Genomic DNA, 25,097 nt, shown 5'->3' with positions numbered 1-25,097 from the left:
GGCTCGTGCCCGCCGCTGGTCGTGCGTTTGCCGTCAGTCGTCGGCGGCGGTCGCCGTGCGTCGGGCGACGAGGGTCGCGAGCCGACGCGCCTCACGCTCGGCGCGCTCCCCGTCGGAGCGCTGCACGCCCATGACGGCGATGGTGTCGCCGTCGGCCAGGTCCAGCTGGACCCAGGGGCGCCCCTGACCGAACCGCACGGAGACCACCTGCGCCCACGCGACGTGCGTGGTGATCAGCAGGTTGCGCACGCGCAGGCCGGTGTCGTCCGGGACGGCGCTCACCGACGCCTGCCGCCAGCAGAACCAGGCGATCGCCAGGGCGAACAGCACGAAGCCGATCTGGTCGAGCGTCGCCAGGCCCGGCATCGTCGCGACCAGCACGAGCGTCAGCACGACGACCGCCGCCGCCACGGCGAGCGACACGACCCGTGCGAGGCGGGGTCGGAACGGGGCGGCGAGGTCGTCGTCGGCCGTCATGTCAGATCCGGCACGCCAGGATCGAGGTGACGAGGATCGCGCGTGCGCCGACGTCGTACAGGGAGTCCATGACGCGGTTGGTCTGGCTGCGCGGCACCATGGCGCGCACGGCGGCCCACTGGCCGTTGTGCAGCGGTGACACCGTCGGCGACTCCAGGCCCGGGGTGATGGCCACGGCCGCCTCGACGAGCTCCAGCGGCACGTCGTAGTCCATGAGGACGTACTCGCGGGCCGTGAGCACGCCCTGCAGCCGCCGCGTCAGGATGTCGAGGCCGGCGGGCTGGTCGACGTCGGCGCGGCGCACCAGGACGGCCTCGGAGCGCAGGATCGGCTCGCCGAACACCTCGAGCCCGGCGGCGCGCAGCGTCGACCCGGTCTCGACGACGTCGGCGATGACGTCCGCGACGCCGAGCTGGATGGCCGACTCCACCGCTCCGTCGAGCCGCACGACGGCCGCCGGCTCGATGCCTCGCTCGCGCAGGTACGCACCGACGAGCTCGGCGTACGACGTGGCGACGCGCAGCCCGGCGACCTGCCGGGCGTCGGTCAGGCGCCCGGCGGTGCCGGCGAACCGGAACGTGGAGCGCGCGAACCCCAGGGGCAGGTGCTCGACCGCCGACGACGCGGAGTCGATGAGCAGGTCCCGGCCCGTGATCCCGACGTCGACGGTCCCCGCACCGACGTACACGGCGACGTCGCGCGGACGCAGGAAGAAGAACTCCACGTCGTTGTCCGGGTCCGGCAGGACCAGCTCACGGGAGTCGCGGCGCTGGCGGTAGCCCGCCTCACGCAGCATGTCGCAGGCGGGCTCCGACAGGGAGCCCTTGTTGGGGACGGCGATCCTCAGCACGGTGTCCTCGGTGGTTCGGTGGTGGCGGTCGGGGGCGTGACGGTCGGCGGTGCCGTCACAGGTGCGTGTACACGTCCTGCAGCGTCAGGCCCTTGGCGAGCATGAGCACCTGCAGGTGGTACAGCAGCTGCGAGATCTCCTCGGCGGCGCGCTCGTCGGTCTCGTGCTCGGCGGCCATCCAGACCTCGGCGGCCTCCTCGACGACCTTCTTGCCGATGGCATGGACACCCGCGTCGAGCTCGGCGACCGTGCCGGACCCCGCGGGGCGGGTGGCAGCCTTGTGGGACAGCTCGGCGAACAGCTCCTCGAACGACTTCACGCGCCGAGCCTAGACGCCCGTCCGACCCGTCGCGCACACGCGTCGCTCACGCGTCCCCCCAGGTGCGCAGCGTCAGGGCGGTCGCGACCGCCGCCTGCGCCGCCTCCGCACCCTTGTCCTCGTGCGAGCCGGGCAGCCCCGCACGGTCGAGCGCCTGCTGCTCGTCGTCGCACGTCAGGACACCGAAGCCCACCGGCACACCGGTGCGCAGGGCGACCTGCGTCAGACCCCACGTGGCGGCCTGGCACACGAAGTCGAAGTGCGGCGTCCCGCCCCGGATCACCACACCGAGCGCGACGACCGCGTCGGCCGTGCCGGCCGCGCGCTGCGCTGCGACGGGCAGCTCGAACGAGCCGGGGACGCGGACCGTCGTGACGTCCTCGACCCCGGCCTCGGCCAGGGCGCGCTGCGCACCGGCCACCAGGCCGTCCATCACCTCGGTGTGCCAGCTTGCCGCCACGACGACGACCCGCAGGCCGCGGCCGTCCAGGTCCAGGGTGGGTGCGCCTGCGCCGCTCATGCCAGATCCTCCAGAGGGTCGAACGTGTGGTCGGTGGTGTCGGCGCCCGCGGGTGCGGGGCCGGCGATGACGGGCGCCACGTGCACGGCCGGCTCGACACGCGGTGTGCCGGACGCGCCGCCGTCGAGGTGCAGTGCGTGGCCCATGCTGGTGGCCTTGGTGCGCAGGTACGCCTCGTTGTGCGGGGTGCGACCGACCTCGATGCCACGGACCTCGGTCACGTCGATGCCGTGCGCGCGCAGGCCCGCGACCTTGGCGGGGTTGTTGGTCAGTAACCGCACCCGGCGCACGCCCAGGTCCGCGAGGATCGCCGCTGCCGCGCCGTACTCACGCCGGTCCGCGGGCCACCCCAGGTCGATGTTGGCCTCGATGGTGTCGCGGCCGTCGTCCTGCAACGCGTACGCGGCGACCTTCGCGAGCAGACCGATGCCCCGGCCCTCGTGTCCGCGCAGGTACACCACGGCCCCACCCTCCGCGGCCGCGATCTCGAGCGCCGCGTCGAGCTGCGGGCCGCAGTCGCAGCGCGCCGATCCGAACGCGTCGCCCGTGAGGCACTCCGAGTGCACCCGCACCGTCGGCTCGTCGACGAGCCCCGCGGTCGACACGAGCGCGACGTGCTCGTCCCCCGTGCGCAGGTCGCGGAACCCGTGGATGCGGAAGTCGCCGTGACGCGTCGGCAGGTACGCCGTGTGCGTCGGGTGCACGCGCGGTGCCGTGCCCAGGTCGGCCGGGGCCGCGGGCTCCAGGGGGTCGTTCTCCGCACGCCACGCGCGCAGGTCGGCGATCGTCAGCAGCACCAGCCCGGCCTCGGCCGCGATGCGCGAGGCCTCCGGCAGCCGGACCATCTGCCCGTCGTCCCGCACGAGCTCGGCGATCCCGGCCACGGGCTCCAGACCCGCCAGACGGCACAGGTCGACCGCCGCCTCGGTGTGCCCCGCCCGGTGCAGCACGCCCCCGGGGACGGCACGCAGCGGCAGGACGTGCCCCGGGCGGATCAGGTCGTTGTGCCCCGCCGCCGGGTCCGCCAGCACACGCAGCGTGCGCGCCCGGTCGGCGGCCGAGATGCCTGTGGACACGCCCGTCGCGGCGTCGACCGTCACGGTGTACGCCGTGCGCCGCGGGTCCTGGCTGTGCGGCACCATCAGCGGCAGGTCGAGCGCGTCCGCCCGCGCGGCCGGCATCGGGGCGCACAGGTAGCCCGACGAGTGCCGGATCGTCCAGGCCACCCACTCGGGCGTGGCGGACTGCGCCGCGAGCACCACGTCGGCCTCGTTCTCGCGGTCCTCCGAGTCGGACACCAGCACCGGACGCCCCGCGCGCAGCGCCTCGAGGGCCTCCTCGACCGTCCCCAGCCGGATCTCCGCGCTCACCGGGTCACCCCCGCGGTGGTCAGGAGCCGTTCGGTGTACTTCGCGAGCACGTCCACCTCGAGGTTCACCCGCGCCCCGGGAGCAAGCTCACCCAGGGTCGTGACCTGCAGCGTCGTGGGAATCAGCGAGACCCCGAACACGTCGTCGCCCACGTGCGTCACCGTGAGGGACACGCCCTGCACCGTGATCGAGCCCTTCTCCGCGACGTAGCGCGCGAGCGACGGGTCCAACGCGATCTCGATGTCGTCCCACCGCGGCCCCGGGCGGCGCGACCGGACCTCGCCCACGCCGTCGACGTGGCCCTGCACGACGTGGCCGCCGTACCGGCCCCCGACCGCCAGGGCCCGCTCCAGGTTCACGGCGTCCCCCTCGACGAGGTCACCCAGCGCCGAGCGGCGCAGCGTCTCCGGCATGACGTCCGCGACGAACGTCCCGTCACCCGGCAGCTCGGCCACGGTCAGGCACACCCCGCTCACCGCGATCGAGTCCCCCAGCGACGCGTCCGACGTGACCAGCGGCCCACGGACCCGCAGGCGCGCGTCGGCCTCGTCACCGTCCCCCGGCACGAGGGCCACGACCGTGCCCATCTCCTCGACGATCCCGGTGAACATCAGCTCTCCTTCTCGGTGGACGTGCGTGCGATCGGGTCCGCCGTACCGCGCGGTGGGTGCTCGGGCGTCGCGACGACGAGCACGTCGGGCCCCAGCGGCAGGACCTCGGTCGGCACCAGCCGCACCGCGTCCGAGATCGTCGTGATGCCGAGGTCCCCGATCGCGGCCGTACCGGCACCCAGCAGGACGGGCGCCACGTACGCGTGGACCTCGTCGACGAGACCCGCCGCCAGGAACGCGGCCGCGAGCGTCGGCCCACCCTCGACCAGGACGTGACGGACCTCACGCTCGTGCAGCACGGCCAGGACCCGCGCGGGGTCGTGCGTGCGGACCTGCACGAGCTCGCCGCCCGGGCTGCGCAGCCGCGCACCCGGCGGCACGTCCCGCTGCCCCACGACGACGCGCAGCGGCTGCTCCTCGACCAGCGACCCGTCGCCCGTGCGTGCGGTCAGCGACGGGTCGTCGACCAGAGCCGTCCCGGTCCCCACGACGACCGCCCCGACCTGCGCCCGGTGCGCGTGCGCGTGCTGCCGCGCCACGTCCGACGTGATCCAGCGGCTCGTGCCGTCGAGGGCCGCGACCCGCCCGTCGAGCGTCGTGGCGATCTTCAGCGTCACGAACGGCCACCCGCGCCGCACCGCCGCCAGCCACGGCCCCAGCACCCGCGCACCCTCGTGCGCCAGCACGCCCGTGACGACGTCCACGCCCGCCGAGCGCAGCCGGTCCGCTCCCCCGGCCGCGACCGGGTTCGGGTCGGGCACGGCGATCACGGCACGCGCGACCCCGGCCTCCAGCAGCGCCACGGAACACGGCCCGGTGCGGCCCGTGTGGTCGCACGGCTCGAGGGTCACGACCGCCGTCGCCCCGCGCACGTCGGCGCCGCGCTCGCGGGCGTCGGCGAGAGCCGCGACCTCGGCGTGCGGCGTCCCTGCGCCCCGGTGCCAGCCCTCACCGAGGGTCGTGCCGTCGGGTCCGAGCAGCACGCACCCCACCTGGGGGTTCGTCCCGCGAGGGCCGCGGGCGGCGAGCTCCAGGGCGCGGCGCATCGCCGCGAGCTCCTGCGGGGCGACCCCGGGCGCAACCGGGTCGGGGTCGGGGACGCACGTCGCACCGGTCGTCGCGCTCATCGCCCTGCACCTCCGTCGCCTCGAAGGCTCCGGGGTCGCTCGGGCGGCATGCCGCACCGGCACGGCACACCTGGGGTGCGCCGCGCACGCGTCTCCTCCCATCCGGACTTTCACCGTCGGTCCTGGACTTCCACCAGGTCAACCGCTCACCCCTCGCGGGGCTCACGGGTCGCGGACTGTCACCGCCGGCTCGGACTTTCACCGACCCCGGAGCACGTGTGTGTTCGCCAACGATGATGCCACAGCCCGCATTCCCGGACGCCCGGCGTCCACGCCGAGAACCGGCGCGTCAGGCCTCGGTCGTCGGGTGCTGCGCGAGGTGCCGCAGCGCCGCGATCTCCCCGGCGACGTCCTGCGCCCCGTACACCGCGGACCCCGCGACGAACACGTTGGCGCCCGCCCGCGCGATGCGCCCGATCGTGTCGCGCGACACCCCGCCGTCGACCTGCACCCAGGTGGCGGCCCCGGACGCGTCGATCGCGGCACGGGTGCGCCGCACCTTGGCGAGAGTGCCCTCGATGAACGCCTGGCCCCCGAACCCCGGCTCGACCGTCATCACCAGCACCATGTCGACCTCGGCCAGCAGGTCCAGGAACGGCTCGACGGGCGTCGCGGGGCGCAGTGCCACCGCTGCGCGCACACCGCCCGCACGCAGCTCCCGCGCGAGCCGCACCGGCGCCTGGGTCGCCTCCGCGTGGAACGTCACCGACGCCGCACCCGCCTCGGCGTACTGCGGTGCCCACCGGTCCGCGTCCTCGATCATGAGGTGCACGTCCAGGGGGACCGGACTGACCTCCGCCAGCCGGCGCACCACCGGGAGCCCGATCGTCAGGTTCGGCACGAAGTGCTGGTCCATCACGTCCACGTGCGCGTAGTCCGCGGAGGCGATCACCTGCAGGTCGCGCTCGAGGTTCGCGAAGTCGGCGGACAGGATGCTCGGGTTGATCAGCACGGGAGCCACGTCCCCACGCTACCCAGCCGACGCGCCCGGACGCGCCCGCACCGTCAGGCGCGCCGCAGCAGTGTCAGGTGCATCGCGTCCGTACCGTGCACGTGCGGCCACAGCTGCACGTCCGTGCGCCCCGCGACGGGCTCCCACGACGGGGCGACCTGCGCCACGACCGGCGTCGCGTCCACGACCTCGACCGACGTCCCGGCACGTGCCGCAGCACGCACCGCGTCCAGGACGACCAGCTGCGTCTCGGCGAGGTGCGGTGAGCACGTCACGTACCCCACCACTCCCCCCGGCCGCACCGCCGCGATCGCCGACGCCAGGAGCTCGCGCTGCAGCGCGCTCAGCGTCGCGAGGTCCGCAGGCGTGCGGCGCCACCGCGACTCCGGACGCCGACGCAGGGCACCCAGCCCCGTGCACGGGGCGTCCAGCAGGACACGGTCGTACGCCCCCGGCTCCTGGTCCCCGACCAGGCGTCCGTCTCCGGTGCGCACCTCCTCGACCGCTGCGCGCGGGACCGCGCGCAGCGCCTGCGCGACCAGACGCGTGCGGTGCGGCTGCACCTCGTTCGCGACCAGTCTCGCGCCCCGCTGCGCGGCCAGCGCACCCAGGAGCGCCGCCTTGCCGCCCGGGCCCGCGCACAGGTCGAGCCAACGCTCGTCCTTCCCCTCGACGGGCACCGCCGCGAACGCCAACGTCACGAGCTGTGACCCCTCGTCCTGGACCCCCGCCAGACCGTCGCGCACAGCCGGGACGTCGCCCGGATCACCGCCGGCCATCACCAGGGCGGTCGACGCGAGCCCCGCGGGCCGTGCCCCCGTCTGCTCCGCGAGCTCCTCGGGCGACACGAGCCCCGGGCGCGCGACGAGCGTCACGCGCGGCGCCGCGTTGTCCGCGGCCAGCAGCGACCCCAGCTCGTCCGCGGACCGCCCGGACCCGACCAGGGACTCGCGCATCGCCCGCACCACCCAGGCCGGGTGGCTCTCCACGACCGCGAGCCGCGCCACCGGGTCGTCGCCCTGGGGGTCCGCGGCGTCCCCGATCCGGGTCAGCCACTCCTCGAGCGACCGCTCGGACACCCTGCGCAGGACCGCGTTGACGAACTGCGCCGCACCCGCACCCACCCGCTCGCGCGCCAGCCCCACGGTCTCCGACACGGCGGCGTGGGTAGCGACCCGCATGCCGAGCAGCTGGTGCGCACCGAGCCGCAGCACGTCGAGCACGGGCGGGTCGACCTGGTCGAGCGGTCGCGACGCCGCCTGCGCGAGGACCGCGTCGTAGCGTCCCTGCAGGCGCAGCGTCCCGTAGGCCAGCTCGGTGGCGAACGCCGCGTCCCGTCCGACGACGCGTCGCTCGCGGAGCAGGGGCGGCAGCACGAGGTTCGCGTAGGCGTCCGACCCCGCCACGGCCCGCAGCGTGTCGTACGCAGCGCCGCGCGCGGGGTCACCGGCGCGCGCCCGCTGGGCCGGCGCCGCGGTGGTCCGCGCGGCCCTGCCCTCGACGCGGGCCTCGCCGCGCTGACGCCCGCGGGCGTCGCGGCGTGCTTCGCCCCCGCGGCCGCCCCGCCCGCGCGTCTCGTCGCGGTTCATCGGGCACCTGCCGTCGCTGCACCGGCGTCCTGGGCGTCCTGGGCGTCACGGCCCAGGACCGTCCCGGCCGCGGGACGCGCGCCACGCGCCCAGTCGGCGGCCGGCATCGGACGTCGGCCCGGTGGGGTGACGTCACCGAGCCGCACGGCTCCGGAGCCGGTGCCGACGAGCACCTCGCGCCTGTCCGCCCGGATCTCCCCCGGGAGCAGGTCGGTCGCGTCCGGGACGGGCCGGACGGGCCCGAGGCCGAGCCGCTGCCCGTCCGGCAGCGTCGTCCAGGCGCCCGGCGCGGGGGTGCAGCCGCGGATCCGGCGGTCGACGGCGTGCGCGGGGTGGCTCCACCGGACCCGCGCGTCCGCCGTCGTGAGCTTCGGAGCGTGGCTCACGCCGTCAGCAGCCTGCGGCACTGCCTCGAGCAGACCGTCCTCGAGCGCGTCGAGCGTGCGCACCAGCAGCTGCGCACCGGCGGTCGACAGGCGCCCCAGGAGGTCGCCCGACGTGTCGGTCGGTCGGATCGTCTCGGTGAGGGTGCCGTACACCGGGCCGGTGTCCAGGCCCTGCTCGAGGCGGAACGTCGAGGCGCCCGTCACCTCGTCCCCCGCCATGATCGCGTGCTGGACGGGCGCCGCCCCGCGCCAGGCGGGCAGGACGGAGAAGTGCAGGTTCACCCAGCCGTGCGTGGGCACCTCCAGCAGGTCCGCGGGCACGAGCACGCCGTAGGCCACGACGGGCGCCGCGTCCACGTGCAGCTCGGTGATCTGCGCGACCGCGTCCGGGTCCCGCAGGGTCCGGGGGGTCAGGACGGGGATGCCGCGGTCGCGCGCGACGGCCGCGACCGCCGAGGGCTGCAGCGTCCGCCCCCGCCCGACCCGTGCGTCGGGGCGGGTCAGGACGGCCACCACCTCGTGGCGGGACCCCAGGAGGGCCTCGAGGGACGGTACGGCGGCCGCGGGGCTTCCCGCGAAGAGCAGACGCATGGGCTCGATCCTAGGTCGCGCGGACGGGAGCCCCGTATGTCACAGCAGGTCGGCCGGGTCCATCTGCACGCGGACCGTGCCGCCCTCGCGACGCGCGCTGCGGATCGCGAGCGACGCTGCGACGGCTCGCGCGAGCGCCGCACCCCCGGCAGGGTCGACGCGCAGCAGGGCACGCACCTCGGGCTCGAGCGCGGGCCCCCGCTGCTCGTCGACGGGCTGCGGCACCGGGCCGAGCACCTCGAGGGCGGGGACCTCGACACGCGCGACGACCGCTGCCACCGCGTCGCGCGTCCCCGTCAGGGCCGCGACCCGCACGGCGGGCGGGAGCCGCAGCTCGACGCGTTCGTCGAGCTCACGCCCAGCCAGTCCGGAGGGGTCCCAGCGGACCAGGGCCTGCGTCGGACGCGGCGCCCCGTCGCCGACCAGGAGGACCTGCCCCCCGTCACCGGTGGGCCGCACGAGGGCAGCCGCCGCCAGCCATCGCCGCAGCGCGTCCACCTCGGCCCCCAGGCGCTCGCCGGCGCTCGCGACGGCCGCGTCCAGCAGGACGGCGGCCGCGTAGCCGGACGGCGCGTACGGTTCGGCACCCGGGGTGGCCACGACCAGCGCCGGCCGGTCCGGCACCTCCGCGAGGACGCCCCCCGCGACGCGAGCCCCCGAGACCCGGACGGTGACCCCGGGGAACGCGCGCCCGAGCTCCTCGGCCGTCCGCTCCGAGCCGACCCGCACCGAGCGCAGTCCGGAGGCGCCGCACTCGTCGCACCGTCGGTCGGTCGCCAGCCGTCCGCACCACCCGCACGCCGGCGGGCCGTCGCCCCGCGCCAGTCCCAGCGGCCCGTGGCAGGCACCGCACCGGGCCGGCGTCCGGCACCGGACACACGCGACGACGGGGACGTAGCCCGCCCGCGGGACCTGGACCAGCACGGGGCCCACCGCCAGCGCGTCGCGCAGGACGCGCCAGGCGGGAGCGGGGAGCCGCGCAGCCGCGGCGGGGCCCTCCCGCGCGAGCTCGACGCTCGTCAGCGCCGTGACGCGTGGCGTGCGCGCCCGGACGACCGCACGGTCCGCCACGACCTCGCGCGCCCACCCCGAGACGACGAGCTGCTGCGCCTCGACGGTCCGCGCGTGCCCGCCGACCAGCAGCGCGGCGCCCTCGAGCTCCGAGCGCAGCGCGAGGACGTCACGGACGTGCGGGTACGGAGCGCGCGGTTCGGCGTGCTGCAGGTCGCCGTCGTCCCAGCAGACCGCGAGGCCCAGGTCGGCGACGGGTGCGAACGCCGAGGCGCGGGTGCCCACCACGACGCGGGCACTCCCCCGCAGCGCCGCGAGGAACGCGCGGTAGCGGGCCGCGGGGCCGTCGTCGGCCACGAGCCGTGCGACCACGCCGCCGTCGGCGACGTCGAGCAGGCCCACCTCCCTGAGCGCTGCACACACGCGCTCGACGTCACGGCCGTCCGGCACCACCACGAGTGCACCGCGCCCCGCGTGGACGCACGTCGCGACGGCCTGGGCGACCGCGGCCGCCCACCGTCGCTCGTCCAGGCCGGGCAGCGCGGTCCACACGGCGCGCGGCGCACCACCGGTGAGCACGTGGCGCAGGAACGCCGGACCACCCCGGTAGGCGTCCCACGCTGGTGCAGCCGGCGGACCCACGTCGTCGGCGTCGCGATCCGCGCAGGGCGCGTCGGGCACGGTGGCGTCCGTGCCGGCTGGTACCGCGTCGGACGGCGCCTCGCCCTCCACGCGCGCGTGGCGTGGCGGGACGGCGAGGCGCAACACGTCGGCGAGCGTGCCCGCCCAACGGTCGGCGACCGCCCGCGCGAGGAGCGCGACCTGCGGTGCGACCACGGGTTCACGAGACACGACGCGTCGCACCGGCAGCAGACGCCCCTCGTGCTCGGCGTGGTCGACCCGTTCGAGCAGCCAGCCGTCGACGTCCTGACCGGCGAACCTGACCTTGACGCGGACGCCCGGCCGCGCCGCCGCGTCCAGGGTCTCGGGGACGACGTACTCGAACGGCCGGTCGAGGTGCGGAGGCGCGAGGTCCACGCACACGCGTGCCACGGGGAGCCGGGCGGCGGGGCCGGGCGGGGCCGCGACGCGGCGGCGACGCGGCGTCGGCACCTCGAGTCCCGCCAGGGCGGGCTGCTCGGGCGGGACACCGGTCACGGGGCACATCCCACCACGGAGGGCGGACGTCCCGCGGTCACGCGCGCCACGTCACGGGCGACGACGGAGCAGCGTCAGCCGACGGCCGAGAGCAGCGCGGCCGTGCGGTCGGTCCGCTCCCACGTGAACTCGGGCAGCTCGCGGCCGAAGTGGCCGTACGCGGCCGTACGTCGGTAGACCGGCCGCAGCAGGTCGAGGTCGCGGATGATCGCCGCCGGCCGCAGGTCGAAGACCTCGCGGATCGCCGCCGTCAGCCTCTCGTCGGAGACCGCACCCGTGCCGAACGTCTCCACGTACAGCCCCACGGGGTGCGACTTGCCGATCGCGTAGGCGACCTGCACCTCGCAACGGCGGGCGAGGCCCGCGGCCACGACGTTCTTGGCGACCCACCGCATCGCGTACGCGGCCGACCGGTCGACCTTCGACGGGTCCTTGCCCGAGAACGCCCCGCCCCCGTGGCGTGCCATGCCGCCGTACGTGTCGACGATGATCTTGCGCCCGGTGAGCCCGGCGTCGCCCTGCGGACCGCCGATGACGAACTGGCCCGTGGGGTTCACCAGGAGGCGGTGGGCGGACGTGTCGATACCGGCGTCCGCGAGGACGGGCGCCACGACCAGCTCGGCGACCTGCGCCGCGAGCGTCGACTCGGCGAGGTCCGGCTCGTGCTGCGTGGACAGCACGACGGTGTCGAGGGAGACGGGCGTGTCACCGTCGTAGCCGACGGTGACCTGCGTCTTGCCGTCGGGGCGCAGCCCCTGCAGGGTGCCGTCCTTGCGCACCTGCGCGAGGCGCTCCGCGAGGCGGTGCGCCAGCCAGATCGGCAGCGGCAGGAGTGAGGGGGTCTCGTCGCTCGCGTACCCGAACATCAGGCCCTGGTCGCCGGCTCCCTGGAGGTCGAGCGGGTCGAGGTCCTGGTCGTCCTGACGCACCTCGATCGCCTTGTCGACGCCCGCCGCGATGTCCGGCGACTGCTGGCCGATCGACACCGAGACGCCGCAGGAGTCGCCGTCGAAGCCGATGAGCGACGAGGTGTAGCCGATCCCTCGGACCACCTCGCGCACGATCTGCGGGATCTCGACGTACGCGCTCGTGGTCACCTCGCCGGCGACGTGCACGAGGCCGGTGGTGACCATCGTCTCGACCGCCACGCGGGCGCTCGCGTCCTGCTCGAGGATGGCGTCGAGGATGGCGTCCGAGATCTGGTCGCAGATCTTGTCGGGGTGACCCTCCGTCACGGACTCCGAGGTGAACAGGCGGAGAGGCGGGGTGGTCATACGTCCAGCGTAACGGCGTCGCCGTGCCGATCGGCACGGCCGTCCACGACTGGCACGGTGACGTCCCAGATCGCGTGCGCGACCTCGAGCTTGGTGCCCTGCGCCGTCGCGAGGACGGTGCCGTCGGCATCGAGCACCGTGACCTCGTTGGTCGTGGTGCCGAAGCCACGCCCGTCACCGACAGGGTTCATCACGAGCAGGTCGGCGCCCTTGCGGCGCGCCTTGGCCCGCGCGTGGTCGAGGACCGAGCCTTCCGTGTCACCGGTCTCGGCGGCGAAGCCCACGACGACCTGACCGGGCCGCGGGGGGTCGGTGACCAGCTCGCGCAGCACGTCCGTCGTCTCGACCAGCGTCACCGTGGTCGCGTCACCGGTCTTCTTCAGCTTGGCGTCCGCCGTGGTCGCCGGGCGGTAGTCGGCGACGGCCGCCGCCATGACGACGATGTCGGCGAGCCTCGCGGCCGCGCGGACCTCCGACCGCAGCTCCTCGCCCGTCTCGACGGGGACGACGTCGACGCCGGGACCCAGCCCGGCGAGCACGTCCGGTCCGACGTTGGCCGCGACGAGCGTCACGAGCGCTCCGCGGTCCTGCGCCGCCTGCGCGAGCGCGACACCTTGCCGGCCGGACGAGCGGTTCCCGAGGAACCGGACCGGGTCGAGAGGCTCGCGGGTGCCGCCGGCTGACACGACGACGCGCCGACCGGCCAGGTCGACCGGTCGTCCCGGCGTCACGAGCGCGAGGGCGGCCTGCGCGATCTCCTCCGGTTCGGGGAGGCGGCCGGCCCCGGAGTCCTGCCCCGTCAGCCGTCCGCTGGCGGGTTCCAGGACGTGCACACCGCGTGCGCGCAGGGTGGCCACGTTCGCGGTCGTCGCCGGGTGCTCCCACATCTCCGTATGCATGGCGGGCGCGAGCAGCACGGGGCAGCGTGCGACGAGCATCGTCGCGGTCAGGAGGTCGTCCGCCCGGCCCGCTGCTGCGCGGGCCAGGAGGTCGGCCGTGGCGGGCACGACGACGACGAGGTCTGCGCCCTTGCCGACGGCCACGTGCGCGACCTGGTCGACGTCCTCGAACACGTCGGTGGTGACGGGTTCCCCGGACAGGGCCTCCCACGTCGCCCGCCCGACGAACTCCAGCGACGCGCGCGTCGGCACGACACGGACGGTGTGACCCTGCTCGCGCAGGAGCCGGAGCAGCAGCACCGCCTTGTAGGCGGCGATGCCGCCCGCGACGCCGAGGACGATGCGCATGGGGGGAGGCCTCAGGCCTCCGGGACGGGCTCGGACGTCAGCAGGCCGGCGTCGATCTCGCGCATCGCGATCGACAGGGGCTTCTCCTGCGGGCGCGTCTCGACGAGCGGGCCGACGTACTCGAGCAGCCCCTCGTTCAGCTGTGCGTAGTAGGCGTTGATCTGCCGCGCGCGCTTGGCGGAGAACAGCACGAGCGCGTACTTGGAGTCGGCGCGCTCGAGCAGGCGGTCGATCGGCGGGTCGGTGATGCCCGTGGGGGCGGCAACGGTTCCGGACACGGAGGACTCCCGTCCTGTCGGAGAGTGGTGCGAATTCGCAGGCGCCGCGGGCTGTGGCCCGTCATCGAACTCGGGCAGCGCGCGGCGCAGTCGAACCTCATGGTACCTGGTCCGAGGCGCCGGACGGGTGCGTCGGTCAGACGCGCACGCCCATCAGACGAACCAGCTCGTCCGTCGCGCGGTGCACGTCGTCGTTCACGACCACGTGGTCGAACTCCGACTCCGCCGCCAGCTCGACGCGGGCGGTGGCGAGGCGACGTTCGCGCTCCTCCTCGCCCTCGGTCCCCCGTCCGACGAGCCGACGGACCAGCTCGTCCCACGACGGCGGGGCGAGAAACACGAAGCGCGCGTCGGGCATCGACTGCCGCACCTGCCGCGCACCCTGCAGGTCGATCTCCAGCAACGCCGGCTCACCGGCCTCCAGCCGCTCGACCACGGGCCGGCGGGGCGTCCCGTAGCGGTTGCGCCCGTGCACCACGGCCCACTCGAGCAGCTCGCCACGGGCCGCCATCTCGTCGAAGCGCTCGGGCGTCACGAAGTGGTAGTGCAGCCCGTCGACCTCGCCGGGTCGCGGTTCACGGGTCGTCATCGACACGGACAGCCAGACCTGGGGGTACCGGGCGCGGATGTCGGCCGAGACCGTCCCCTTGCCCACGGCGGTCGGTCCGGCGAGCACGGTGAGCCGTGCCGGCGTGGTCGTCATGGGTGGTGCACCGCTCCAGATCCGGGGTGAGGTGTCCGGACGGCTCCGGACACGCAAGCGGCGCCCCGTCCGGGCTCGGACGGGGCGCCGTGGACTTGCGGGACGCTCAGCCGAACCGGTCGACGAGCGCCTTGACCTGGTGCGGGCCGAGGCCACGCACCCGGCGCGTCTCCGAGATGCCGATCTCGGACATGATCGCACGGGCCTTGACCTTCCCCACACCGGGAAGCGACTCCAGCAGGGCGGCGACCTTCAGCTTGCCGATGGTCTCGTCCTGCTGACCCTGCTCGATCACTTCCGAGAGGGAGCCCTGCGAGTACTTCAGGCGGTTCTTCACCTCGGCGCGCGCATGCCGCGCGACCTTGGCCTTCTCGAGCGCGGCGGCTCGTTGTTCGGGAGTCAGCGGAGGAAGAGCCACGCGCGTCACCTTCTCGTCACTGGGCCGGAGATCCTTGTCGCCGATGCGCGGGATCTGAAGACGAAACTAGCGACGCGGATGCCGCTCGGCAACGCGGGGGGCCGCGTGTCGTCGCGGGACCTGCGCCGACGCCCCCTCGTGGGCGTCTCCGACACCCCGCGGCACGGGGCGCCCGGGGCCGTTCCGAGCCTTCACCGACCGGCAGACTGCGCCGGCGCGAGCCCGCGGACGTGGGCGACGGTGCAGGTGCGCAACCGGGGGTCGTCGTCGACGAGCGCGGCGACGACGTCCTGGAACGCCTTGCGCAGCCCGCGCGCCGTGATCGGCATCCCCACCGCGGCGACAACACCGGTCCGGGGGTGGACCGAGGGGTGCGCGCGCACCCACAGCTGGCGCGGCGGACTGCCCTGCAGCGTCGCGACGAGATCGTGACGCGACGCGATCCAGGCCGTCATCGCGTGCCGGGTCGGCTCCCCGAGGGCGTGGCGCGTCCCGCCGAGGGTCAGGCTCACGCGGTCCTCCCCCAGGTCGGTGAGGCGTGCGGCACCGAGGTCTCGCTCCGGCGCGCCCGTGTCGGCGAGCGTCAGCACGTGCGCCCGGAAGCGGACCCAGACGTGCCACGACACCCCGTGAGGGCGCCTGCCGGCCGCTCGCGCGAGGAGCAGCCGCGCCGGTGCCGTGTCACGCAGCACGGGCGGCGTCGCGGGCCGGCGCAGCGCCTGCAGGGCGATGTCCGCGGTCGCGGGGTCGAGCAGTCGTGCCTCGACCGCGAAGCGCACGAGCCCGCGTGCCGCGGTCGCCCGCTGCCGCACGGATGCCGCCGAGGGCTCGTGCCCTCCCCCGGTCGGCGACGCGAGCCACAGCGACAGGCTGTCGCCTGCCATCACCTTCCCGAACGAGTCGTCCCCCAGTGTCTCGGCCAGGTTGCGCAGCGCCCACCGGTAGGCGCGTGCGGTGCTCGGGTGCCGGTCCCCCAGCGCGCCGAGGTACCGCCCCACGGCCTGTCCGATGCTCACGTCCACCACGGCCCGCACCCTAGCGACCTGCACCGACAGCCGGAGACCGGGTGTCGTCCTGGCCGGGCGCCGTCAGGCGCCCCTCCCGGCGAGAGTGGCGCGCCTTGGCAGCGCCAGGTTCCGTTATCTTTCGCGACGACGGCATGACCGAGCTGGCCGACGGCGACGGGCTCGGGTACCCGGCGTCACCACGGCCCGTGGCCGTGCCGCGCTCAGCGCAGCGCGGCCGCCGCCTCGGCGCTCGCTCGCGACGCCGCTGCACGCAACGCAGCCACCTCGGGTCCTGCACGCAGGACTCCCCTGCTGGACGAGGCGAGGACCTGCCGCCGCGCAGCACCGAACACCTGCACCAGCTCGGCGGTCCCCGCGCCCTGCGCGCCGACCCCCGGGGCGAGCAGGGGCCCGTTGACGTGGGCCAGGTCCACGCCGGCCCGCGCCGCGGCGTCACCCACCGTCGCGCCGACGACCAGCCCGACCGAACCGAGCGGGGTCGCGTCCGCGTTGATCGCCGCTGCGCGCGCCGCCACCATCGCCGCGACGCTCACGCCGTCCTCCGTGCGGGCGTGCTGCACCTCGTGGCCCTCCTTGTTCGAGGTGAGGCACAGCACGAACAGACCCCGCCCCGTGGCCAGCGCGAGGTCGACCGCAGGGTCGAACGACCCGAACCCCAGGTACGGCGAGACGGTCAGTGCGTCACCGGCCAGAGGTGAGCCGTCCCGCAGGAACGCGTCCGCGTACGCCCCCATCGTGGACCCGATGTCGCCGCGCTTGGCGTCCACCACGACGAGCGTCCCCGTCTCGCGGCCGGCCGCCACCACCTCCTCCAGCACCGCCACGCCGGCCGAGCCGTGGCGCTCGAAGAAGGCCGCCTGCGGCTTGACCGCAGCGACGTGCCCCGCGACGGCGTCCATCACGCGCAGCGCGAACTCCCGCACCCCCGTGGCGTCGTCGGGCAGACCCCAGTCCGCCAGGAGGGACGCGTGGGGGTCGATGCCCACGCACAGGGGCCCGTGGGCGTCCATGGCCGCAGCCAGGCGGGCGCCGAACGTCGACACGCTCACCCGGCCACGTCCGCGGCCCGCGACGCCCGCCGTGCCGCCGCTGCGGCGTCGTGCTCCTGCAGGCTGGTCACCGTGAACGGACCCGCCTGGCGCGCCTCGATCGCCTGCACGGCCGCACCCAGCTGCTGCACGGTCGTGACGATCGCCTTGTCGGCGGCCGTGGTCGCAGCGCGGATCTCGTAGCCGTCGGCGCGCGTGCCCTGCCCCGACGGGGTGTTGACGACCATGTCGATCTCACCGGAAGAGATGAGGTCGACGACGGTGGGCTCGCCGTCCGGCCCCCGGCCCGCCGAGTGCTTGCGCACGATGCGGGCCACGATGCCGCTGCGCCGCAGCACGGCGGACGTGCCCTCGGTCGCCAGGATCTCGAACCCGAGCTCCACCAGCCGCTTCACCGGGAAGACGATGGAGCGCTTGTCGCGGTCCGCGACCGAGATGAAGACCCGGCCACTGGTCGGCAGCCCCCCGAACGCGGCCGCCTGCGACTTCGCGAAGGCCGTCGGGAAGTCGACGTCGAAGCCCATCACCTCGCCCGTCGAGCGCATCTCCGGTCCCAGCACGGTGTCGACGACCGTGCCGTCCGCGGTGCGGAACCGCTTGAAGGGCAGCACCGCCTCCTTCACCGCGATCGGCGCGTCGAGGTCGACGACGCTCGCGTCCTCGACGGGCAGGACGCCGTCGGCCCGCAGCTGGGCGATCGACCGTCCGGTCATGACCAGCGCCGCGGCCTTGGCGAGCGAGACGCCCGTGGCCTTGGAGACGAACGGTGCGGTGCGCGACGCGCGCGGGTTGGCCTCGAGCACGTAGAGCACGTCGGACACGAGCGCGAACTGGATGTTGAGGAGCCCGCGCACCCCCACGCCGCGCGCGATCGCCTCCGTGGACTCCCGGATCCGGGCGAGCTCCGCCACGGACAGCGTCACCGGCGGGAGCACGCAGGCCGAGTCGCCGGAGTGCACCCCGGCCTCCTCGATGTGCTCCATGACGCCGCCGAGGTAGAGCTCGGTGCCGTCGTAGAGGGCGTCCACGTCGATCTCGATGGCGTCGTCGAGGAACCGGTCGATGAGCAGCGGCGGCAGGCTCCCGCCGCGGTCACCGCCCAGCTGCTCCGCGATCGCGCGATCGACGTACTCGGTCAGCTGCGCCTCGTCGTAGACGATCTCCATGCCGCGCCCGCCGAGCACGTACGAGGGCCGCACGAGGACGGGGTAGCCGATGCGCCGTGCCGTCTCGCGCGCCGCCTCCAGGTTGGTGGCCGTGCCGAACGCGGGGGCCGGAAGACCCGCGGTCGCGAGCACGGCACCGAACTCCCCCCGGTCCTCGGCGGCGTCGATCGCCTCCGGCTGGGTGCCCAGGATCGGCAGGCCCGCGTCCGACAGCCGCTGTGCGAGCGACAGCGGGGTCTGGCCGCCGAGCGTCACGATGAGCCCCGCGACCGGGCCGGCCGCGAGCTCGGCCTCGTAGACCTCGAGGACGTCCTCGAACGTCAGCGGCTCGAAGTACAGGCGGTCGGACGTGTCGTAGTCCGTCGAGACGGTCTCGGGGTTGCAGTTGACCATGACGGTCTCGTACTCGCCCTTGAGCGCCAGCGCCGCGTGCACGCACGAGTAGTCGAACTCGATGCCCTGCCCGATACGGTTCGGGCCCGAGCCCAGGATGAGGACGGCCGGCCGCTCACGCGGACGCACCTCGGTCTCCTCGTCGTACGACGAGTAGTGGTACGGGGTCCGCGCCTCGAACTCGGCCGCGCACGTGTCGACCGTCTTGTAGACCGGGCGCACGCCCAGCGCCCACCGCGTTCGCCGCACCGCGTCCTCGCTGGACTGCCGCAGCGCCGCGACCTGCGTGTCCGACAGCCCGTGCCGCTTGGCGTGCGTGAGGACGTCGGCCGTGAGCGCGGGCGCGTCGGCAGTGGCCTGCGCGACCTCGTTCACCAGCTGCACCTGGTCGAGGAACCACGGGTCGATCCCGGTGCGCGCGTACACGTCGTCGACCGACACCCCGGCGCGGAGCACCTGCTGCACGTCGACGAGACGGTGCTCGGTGGGCCGCGAGATCGACGCCACGAGCGCCTCGAGCTCCTCACCCGTGGCGGGCTCGCCGTCCCAGTGGAACGTCGAGCCGCTCTTGTCGAGCGACCGCATCGCCTTGCCGAGCGCCTCGGTGAAGTTGCGGCCCATCGCCATGGCCTCGCCGACGGACTTCATGGTCGTCGTCAGGGTGTCGTCCGCGGCCGGGAACTTCTCGAAGGCGAAGCGCGGGACCTTGACCACGACGTAGTCGAGCGTCGGCTCGAACGACGCGGGCGTCGAGCGCGTGATGTCGTTGGGGATCTCGTCGAGCGTGTACCCGATCGCCAGCTTCGCCGCGATCTTCGCGATCGGGAAGCCGGTCGCCTTCGAGGCCAGCGCCGAGGACCGCGACACCCGCGGGTTCATCTCGATGACGATCACGCGCCCGGTGTCGGGGTGCACCGCGAACTGGATGTTGCAGCCGCCCGTGTCGACGCCGACCTCGCGGATCACCGCGATGCTGATGTCGCGCAGCCGCTGGTACTCGCGGTCGGTCAGCGTGAGCGCGGGCGCGACCGTCACGGAGTCCCCGGTGTGGACACCGACCGGGTCGACGTTCTCGATCGAGCAGACCACCACGACGTTGTCGTGCTTGTCGCGCATCAGCTCGAGCTCGTACTCCTTCCAGCCGAGGATCGACTCCTCCAGGAGCACCTCGGTGGTCGGCGAGTAGTGCAGCCCCTGACCGACGATGCGTCGCAGGTCGGACTCGTCGTACGCGAGGCCCGAGCCCAGGCCACCCATCGTGAACGACGGCCGCACGACCATCGGGTACCCGAGGTCCTCGGCCGCGAGCAGGGCCTCGTCGACCGTGTGGATGATCACCGAGCGCGCGGACTCCCCGCCCGAGACCGCCACGACCTCCTTGAACGCCTGGCGGTCCTCGCCCTTCTGGATCGCCGCGATGTTCGCGCCGATGAGCTCGACGTCGTACTTCTCCAGGACGCCGGCCTCGTCCAGCGCGATCGCCGCGTTGAGCGCGGTCTGACCGCCCAGGGTCGGCAGGATCGCGTCGGGCCGCTCCTTGGCGATGATCGTCGTGAGGACCTCGGTCGTGATCGGCTCCACGTACGTCGCGTCCGCGAACTCGGGGTCGGTCATGATCGTGGCCGGGTTGGAGTTGACGAGGACGACCCGCAGGCCCTCCTCCTTCAGCACGCGGCACGCCTGCGTGCCGGAGTAGTCGAACTCGCAGGCCTGGCCGATGACGATCGGGCCGGAGCCGATGACGAGGACGGACTTCAGGTCGTCGCGACGGGGCATCAGGCGCCCTTTCCGGTGGTCGCGGCGTCCGGGGTCGAGCCGGCGCCGTCACGGTGCGTGGTCATGAGGTGGAGGAACCGGTCGAACAGGTAGGCGGCGTCGTGGGGTCCGGCGGCCGCCTCCGGGTGGTACTGCACCGAGAAGGCCGGCAGGTCGAGCGCCTCGAGGCCCTCGACCACGTCGTCGTTGAGGTCCACGTGCGACACGCGGACCCGTCCGTAGCGCCCGCCGTCGAAGGGCGCCGGGGTCTCCGCGTCGAGCGGCGCGTCGACGGCGAACCCGTGGTTGTGGGCCGTGATCTCCACCTTCCCGGTGGTCCGGTCGATCACGGGCTGGTTCACCCCGCGGTGGCCGTAGCGCAGCTTGTACGTGCCGAAGCCGAGCGCCCGGCCGAACAGCTGGTTGCCGTAGCAGATGCCGAAGAACGGGATCCGCCGGTCGAGCACGCCGCGCAGCACGTCGATCTCGTGGCGGGCCGCGGACGGGTCGCCGGGGCCGTTCGAGAAGAAGACGCCGTCGGGGCCGACCGCGAGGACGTCCTCGATGGCCGCCGTCGCGGGCAGCACGTGCACCTCGATGCCGCGCTCCGCCATGCGCTGCGGCGTCATCGACTTGATGCCGAGGTCGACCGCGGCCACGCGTGCGCGCGGCTCCGCCAGGGGCGCGCCGTCCGGTCCCAGCGCCGGCACCACGTACGCCTCGGCCACGCTGACCTCACCCGCGAGGTCCGCGCCGGCCATCTGCGGCGCGGCGAGCACCTCGTCGACGAGCTCGTCCACGGGGCGGCGCTCCCCCTCGGGGCGCACGAGCGCGTCGCCCGAGAAGATGCCCGCGCGCATGACGCCGCGCTCGCGCAGGTGCCGGGTGAGCGCCCGCGTGTCGACATCGCTGATCCCGACGACCCCCTGCGACACGAGGTCCTCCTCGAGGGACCGGCGCGCACGCCAGCTCGACGACCGTCGTGCGGGGTCGCGGACCACGTACCCCGCCACCCAGATCCGCGTCGACTCGGGGTCCTCGTCGTTGACCCCCGTGTTGCCGATGTGCGGCGCCGTCATCACGACGATCTGCCGGTGGTACGACGGGTCCGTCAGGGTCTCCTGGTAGCCCGTCATCCCGGTGTTGAAGACGATCTCGCCGACGGTCCGTCCGGTGGCCCCGTAGGCCCGCCCGGTGAACGTGCGGCCGTCCTCGAGGACGAGGATCGCGTCGCTCATGCCTGCTCCTCCTGCGCCGCGGGCGGCGTCGTGTCGGTGTCGGTGGGCGCTGCCAGCAGGGCCCGCACGGCGGCGAGCAGCGCGGCGCGTGCGTCGTCGTGGCGTACCTGCAGCGCGGTGTCGATGGCGGTGCCGGCCCCGGGGTCGGGGACCCACGTGAGCACGACGAGCTCGTCGCGGCCGACGAACTTGCCGGCCTGCCCGCTGGTCGTCCCGACGGCGCGCAGCGCGCCGGCCGGAACCCACACGTCACGGGCGCCCGTGCGGGCGACGTGGACGCCGTCCGCGTGGACGCGCACGCGCGCCGGGCTCCGGATCCCCAGGTCGTGGGCGACGACGCGGTCGAGCCAGTCGCCCGCGCGGGTCGACGACACGTACACGGCTTCGACGTCGTCCGTGCGCGGGGCGCGGGGCGTGGCGGGCACGTCGGGGACGGAGGGGACGAGGACGGCCGTGCGCCGGGCACGGGCCCGCCACCCGTGCCACATGGCCCACAGCCCCAGCAGCGCGATCGCCACCAGGACGGCGACCGAGACCGAGAGCGGCATCAGGCGTGGGCCCCGTGCCGGCCCGACGCACGCTCGACGGACGCACCGGCCTCGACGAGCGTGCCGTCGAGGACGGTCGCGCGGCCCCGCAGGAACGTGGCGACGACGCGTCCGGGCAGCTCGCGGCCAGCGAACGGTGAGTTGACGCTGGCGGTGGCCTGTTCCTCGGGCACGACGACCCGGCGGGCGGCCGGGTCGACGAGCGTGAGGTTGGCGGGCTCACCGACGGCGATCGGCCGACCGTGACCGGGTACGCGCCCGATCCTCGCCGGCGCGGACGACATGACGCGGGCGACGTCGGACCAGGTCAGACGGCCCGTGTCGACCATGACGGCCTGCACGACCGACAGCGCGGTCTCCAGCCCCGTCATGCCGAACGCCGCGGCCCCCCACTCGCAGTCCTTGTCCTCCCGCGGGTGCGGCGCGTGGTCGGTGCCCACGGTGTCGATCGTGCCGTCGGCCAGGCCCTGGCGCACCGCCTCGACGTCGTCGGCCGTGCGCAGCGGAGGGTTGACCTTGAAGCGCGGGTCGTAGCCGCGCACGAGGTCGTCGGTCAGCATCAGGTGGTGCGGGGTCACCTCGGCGGTGACGTCGATGCCCCGGGCCTTCGCCCACCGCACGATCTCCACGGACCCGGCGGTGGACAGGTGCAGGACGTGCAGCCGCGAGCCGACGTGCTCGGCGAGCAGCACGTCGCGCGCCACGATCGCCTCCTCGGCCACGGCAGGCCAGCCCGTCAGCCCGAGCTCCGCCGACACCACGCCCTCGTGCATCTGCGCGCCTTCGGTGAGGCGCGGCTCCTGCGCGTGCTGCGCCACGACCCCGTCGAACGCCTTGACGTACTCGAGCGCGCGGCGCATCACGACCGGGTCGTGCACGCACCTGCCGTCGTCGGAGAACATCCGCACGGCGGCGGCCGAGCGCGCCATCGCGGACAGCTCCGCGAGCTGCTCCCCCGCGAGCCCGACCGTCACGGCGCCGACGGGGTGCACGTCGCACCAGCCGGCGTCGCGCCCGAGGCGCCACACCTGCTCGACGACCCCGGCGGTGTCCTGCGCCGGCGACGTGTTCGCCATCGCGTGCACCGCGGTGAACCCGCCGAGCGCGGCGGCCCGGGTACCGGACTCGACGGTCTCGGCGTCCTCGCGGCCCGGCTCCCGCAGGTGCGTGTGGAGGTCGACGAGCCCGGGCAGCAGCACCAGGCCGTCGGCGTCGACGACGTGCACGCCGCTCCCCCTCGACGCCTCCGCGCCCAGCGCGGCGACCACGCCGTCCGCCACGAGCACGTCCGTCGGGTCACCGCCCAGCGGGCGCGCCCCGGTCAGCAGATACGTCGTCACGCGTGCACCCTCGTCTCGTCCGTGCGCACGTCCGTGCGCTCCTGCCCGTCCCCCGCCCGTCCGGCGCCGCCGTCGTCGCGGCCGCGCGCCGTGTCGCCGCCCGCGAGGAGCAGGTACAGCACCGCCATGCGGACCGCGACACCGTTGGCGACCTGCTCGACGATCACCGCACGCGGCGAGTCGGCCGCGTCCGCCGAGATCTCGAGCCCGCGGTTCATCGGCCCGGGGTGCAGCACGATCGCGTGGTCGGGCAGCAGCGCGAGCCGCCGGGCGTCCAGCCCGTAGCCGCGCGTGTACTCCAACGGGCTCGGGAAGAACCCGCCACCGGCGCCCGACATCCGCTCGCGCTGCACCCGCAGCATCATCACCGCGTCCGGACCGGTCGCGAGCACCTCGTCGAGGTCGTACGACACCTCGGCCGGCCACGCGTGGACCCCGACCGGTACGAGGGTCGGCGGCGCGACCAGGGTCACCCGCGCGCCGAGCGTGCGCAGCAGCTGCACGTTGGACCGCGCGACGCGGCTGTGCAGCACGTCCCCCACGATCGCGACGTGCGCGCCGGCCAGGTCACGACCCGTCACGTCCGCACGTCCGCCGTCGCCCACCAGGTGGCGGCGCAGCGTGTACGCGTCGAGCAGCGCCTGGGTCGGGTGCTGGTGCATCCCGTCCCCCGCGTTGACGACCGCGCCGTGCGTCCACCCGGAGTGCGCCAGGGTGTGCGGCGCGCCCGACGCCTGGTGGCGGATCACGACGGCGTCCGCACCCATCGCCTGCAGCGTGAGTGCCGTGTCCTTGAGCGACTCGCCCTTCGAGACGCTCGAGCCCTTGGCGGAGAAGTTGATGACGTCGGCGGACAGCCGCTTCGCCGCGGTCTCGAACGAGATGCGGGTGCGGGTGGAGTCCTCGAAGAAGAGGTTGACCACCGTGCGTCCCCGCAACGTGGGCAGCTTCTTGATCTCCCGGGCCTGCGTGGCGGCCATCTGCCCCGCCGTGTCGAGCACGAGGACCGCCTGGTCGAGGTCGAGGTCGGCGGCCGAGAGCAGGTGCCTCATCGTGCGCCTCCCTCGATGAGGACGCGGTCCTCGCCGTCGGTCTCCGCCAGGAGCACCCGCACGCGCTCGGCCGTCGCCGTCGGCAGGTTCTTGCCGACGTAGTCCGCGCGGATCGGGAGCTCGCGGTGCCCGCGGTCCACGAGGACGGCCAGCTGCACGGCGCGGGGCCGTCCCAGGTCGCTGATCGCGTCCAGCGCGGCGCGGATCGTGCGGCCCGAGTACAGGACGTCGTCCACCAGGACCACGACCTTGCCGTCGATGCCGTCGCCGGGGACGTACGTCTCGCCGATCGTCCGGGTCGGCTGGTGCGCCAGGTCGTCACGGTGCATCGTCACGTCGAGGCTGCCGACGAGCTCGTCCGCGGGGACGTGCTCGACCTGCTCGAGGCGCTGCGCGAGACGGCGGGCCAGGGGCAGACCGCGGGTCGGGATGCCCAGCAGGACGACGTCGTCGACGCCCTTGTTGCGCTCCACCACCTCGTGCGCGATGCGGGTCAGCGCACGCGCCACGTCGTCGGCGCTCAGGACGGTCGTCCCGGAGGCCTCGTGCGACGTCGGTGGTGCGGGGCGTCCGTGCCCGGACGCAGGTGTCCCAGTGCTCATGCGTGCGACTCCTTCCCCGCCTCACAGGACGGGCTTAAAGGGTGT

The 25,097-nt window shown here is 74.6% G+C and carries 24 protein-coding genes and 1 riboswitch; all 24 genes read right to left on the bottom strand.

The features are described 5' to 3' along the window. Positions 1-33: 33 nt before the first annotated feature. The 24 genes from NP048_RS09440 to pyrR all read right to left on the bottom strand — a co-directional run bounded on the left by NP048_RS09440 (position 34) and on the right by pyrR (position 25,052). On the bottom strand, positions 34-477 hold the full coding sequence (locus tag NP048_RS09440; protein WP_227578734.1) for a PH domain-containing protein: 444 nt from the start codon (positions 475-477) through the stop codon (positions 34-36). 1 nt (position 478) lies between these two features. After that, entirely contained in the window at positions 479-1,327 is an 849-nt protein-coding gene (gene hisG, locus NP048_RS09435) for an ATP phosphoribosyltransferase (RefSeq protein ID WP_227578733.1), read from the bottom strand. 55 nt (positions 1,328-1,382) lie between these two features. Then, positions 1,383-1,646 (bottom strand): phosphoribosyl-ATP diphosphatase, encoded by a 264-nt coding sequence (locus NP048_RS09430; protein ID WP_227578732.1) that lies wholly within the window; start codon positions 1,644-1,646, stop codon positions 1,383-1,385. 46 nt (positions 1,647-1,692) lie between these two features. Then, a complete protein-coding gene (gene ribH / locus NP048_RS09425; RefSeq protein ID WP_227578731.1) occupies positions 1,693-2,166 on the bottom strand; it encodes a 6,7-dimethyl-8-ribityllumazine synthase in 474 nt (157 codons plus the stop codon). Continuing rightward, positions 2,163-3,536: a 3,4-dihydroxy-2-butanone-4-phosphate synthase gene (gene ribB, locus NP048_RS09420; protein WP_227578730.1), complete on the bottom strand. Its 1,374-nt coding sequence runs from the start codon at positions 3,534-3,536 to the stop codon at positions 2,163-2,165. The genes ribH and ribB overlap by 4 nt, the downstream gene beginning before the upstream one ends. Next, positions 3,533-4,147, bottom strand: coding sequence for a riboflavin synthase (locus tag NP048_RS09415; protein WP_227578729.1), 615 nt, complete (start codon positions 4,145-4,147; stop codon positions 3,533-3,535). Before NP048_RS09415 ends, ribB begins: the two co-directional genes overlap by 4 nt. After that, complete coding sequence (ribD, locus tag NP048_RS09410; RefSeq protein WP_372456854.1) at positions 4,147-5,274, bottom strand: bifunctional diaminohydroxyphosphoribosylaminopyrimidine deaminase/5-amino-6-(5-phosphoribosylamino)uracil reductase RibD; 1,128 nt, start codon at positions 5,272-5,274, stop codon at positions 4,147-4,149. Before ribD ends, NP048_RS09415 begins: the two co-directional genes overlap by 1 nt. Before the next feature lie 86 nt (positions 5,275-5,360). Further along, positions 5,361-5,494, bottom strand: a riboswitch (FMN riboswitch). A gap of 69 nt (positions 5,495-5,563) precedes the next feature. Continuing rightward, positions 5,564-6,235: a ribulose-phosphate 3-epimerase gene (gene rpe, locus NP048_RS09405; protein WP_227578728.1), complete on the bottom strand. Its 672-nt coding sequence runs from the start codon at positions 6,233-6,235 to the stop codon at positions 5,564-5,566. 44 nt (positions 6,236-6,279) lie between these two features. Next, entirely contained in the window at positions 6,280-7,815 is a 1,536-nt protein-coding gene (locus tag NP048_RS09400; RefSeq protein WP_227578727.1) for an RsmB/NOP family class I SAM-dependent RNA methyltransferase, read from the bottom strand. Beyond that, positions 7,812-8,792: a methionyl-tRNA formyltransferase gene (gene fmt / locus NP048_RS09395; RefSeq protein WP_227578726.1), complete on the bottom strand. Its 981-nt coding sequence runs from the start codon at positions 8,790-8,792 to the stop codon at positions 7,812-7,814. Before fmt ends, NP048_RS09400 begins: the two co-directional genes overlap by 4 nt. A 39-nt stretch (positions 8,793-8,831) precedes the next feature. After that, entirely contained in the window at positions 8,832-10,970 is a 2,139-nt protein-coding gene (locus NP048_RS09390; protein ID WP_227578725.1) for a primosomal protein N' family DNA-binding protein, read from the bottom strand. Positions 10,971-11,035: 65 nt separating this feature from the next. Further along, entirely contained in the window at positions 11,036-12,235 is a 1,200-nt protein-coding gene (gene metK / locus NP048_RS09385; protein ID WP_227578724.1) for a methionine adenosyltransferase, read from the bottom strand. Then, positions 12,232-13,482 (bottom strand): bifunctional phosphopantothenoylcysteine decarboxylase/phosphopantothenate--cysteine ligase CoaBC, encoded by a 1,251-nt coding sequence (gene coaBC, locus NP048_RS09380; RefSeq protein WP_227578723.1) that lies wholly within the window; start codon positions 13,480-13,482, stop codon positions 12,232-12,234. Before coaBC ends, metK begins: the two co-directional genes overlap by 4 nt. A gap of 11 nt (positions 13,483-13,493) precedes the next feature. Beyond that, positions 13,494-13,760 (bottom strand): DNA-directed RNA polymerase subunit omega, encoded by a 267-nt coding sequence (gene rpoZ, locus NP048_RS09375; RefSeq protein WP_227578722.1) that lies wholly within the window; start codon positions 13,758-13,760, stop codon positions 13,494-13,496. A gap of 136 nt (positions 13,761-13,896) precedes the next feature. Next, positions 13,897-14,463 (bottom strand): guanylate kinase, encoded by a 567-nt coding sequence (gene gmk, locus NP048_RS09370; protein WP_227578721.1) that lies wholly within the window; start codon positions 14,461-14,463, stop codon positions 13,897-13,899. 106 nt (positions 14,464-14,569) lie between these two features. After that, positions 14,570-14,881 carry an integration host factor, actinobacterial type gene (gene mihF, locus NP048_RS09365; RefSeq protein ID WP_227578720.1) on the bottom strand — a complete coding sequence of 104 codons (312 nt, stop codon included), beginning with the start codon at positions 14,879-14,881 and terminating at the stop codon, positions 14,570-14,572. 191 nt (positions 14,882-15,072) lie between these two features. After that, entirely contained in the window at positions 15,073-15,906 is an 834-nt protein-coding gene (locus NP048_RS09360; protein ID WP_227578719.1) for a hypothetical protein, read from the bottom strand. Positions 15,907-16,109: 203 nt separating this feature from the next. Beyond that, entirely contained in the window at positions 16,110-16,958 is an 849-nt protein-coding gene (pyrF, locus tag NP048_RS09355; RefSeq protein ID WP_227578718.1) for an orotidine-5'-phosphate decarboxylase, read from the bottom strand. Beyond that, positions 16,955-20,293, bottom strand: coding sequence for a carbamoyl-phosphate synthase large subunit (gene carB, locus NP048_RS09350; RefSeq protein ID WP_227578717.1), 3,339 nt, complete (start codon positions 20,291-20,293; stop codon positions 16,955-16,957). Before carB ends, pyrF begins: the two co-directional genes overlap by 4 nt. Continuing rightward, positions 20,293-21,510 carry a glutamine-hydrolyzing carbamoyl-phosphate synthase small subunit gene (carA, locus tag NP048_RS09345; RefSeq protein ID WP_227578716.1) on the bottom strand — a complete coding sequence of 406 codons (1,218 nt, stop codon included), beginning with the start codon at positions 21,508-21,510 and terminating at the stop codon, positions 20,293-20,295. The genes carB and carA overlap by 1 nt, the downstream gene beginning before the upstream one ends. Continuing rightward, positions 21,507-22,058, bottom strand: a complete 552-nt coding sequence (locus NP048_RS09340; RefSeq protein WP_227578715.1) for a PH-like domain-containing protein — start codon at positions 22,056-22,058, stop codon at positions 21,507-21,509. Before NP048_RS09340 ends, carA begins: the two co-directional genes overlap by 4 nt. Next, positions 22,058-23,398, bottom strand: coding sequence for a dihydroorotase (locus tag NP048_RS09335; RefSeq protein ID WP_227578714.1), 1,341 nt, complete (start codon positions 23,396-23,398; stop codon positions 22,058-22,060). Before NP048_RS09335 ends, NP048_RS09340 begins: the two co-directional genes overlap by 1 nt. Further along, positions 23,395-24,450, bottom strand: a complete 1,056-nt coding sequence (locus tag NP048_RS09330; protein WP_227578713.1) for an aspartate carbamoyltransferase catalytic subunit — start codon at positions 24,448-24,450, stop codon at positions 23,395-23,397. The genes NP048_RS09335 and NP048_RS09330 overlap by 4 nt, the downstream gene beginning before the upstream one ends. Continuing rightward, the gene (gene pyrR, locus NP048_RS09325; protein WP_227578712.1) at positions 24,447-25,052 is read right to left on the bottom strand and encodes a bifunctional pyr operon transcriptional regulator/uracil phosphoribosyltransferase PyrR; all 606 of its coding nucleotides are present in this window, start codon (positions 25,050-25,052) and stop codon (positions 24,447-24,449) included. Before pyrR ends, NP048_RS09330 begins: the two co-directional genes overlap by 4 nt. Positions 25,053-25,097 lie beyond the last annotated feature (45 nt).

Source organism: Cellulomonas xiejunii (assembly GCF_024508315.1).
Classification (GTDB): domain Bacteria; phylum Actinomycetota; class Actinomycetes; order Actinomycetales; family Cellulomonadaceae; genus Cellulomonas; species Cellulomonas xiejunii.
Note: the sequence above shows the minus strand (reverse complement) of the source record. Positions and strands in the feature narration are given on the sequence as shown.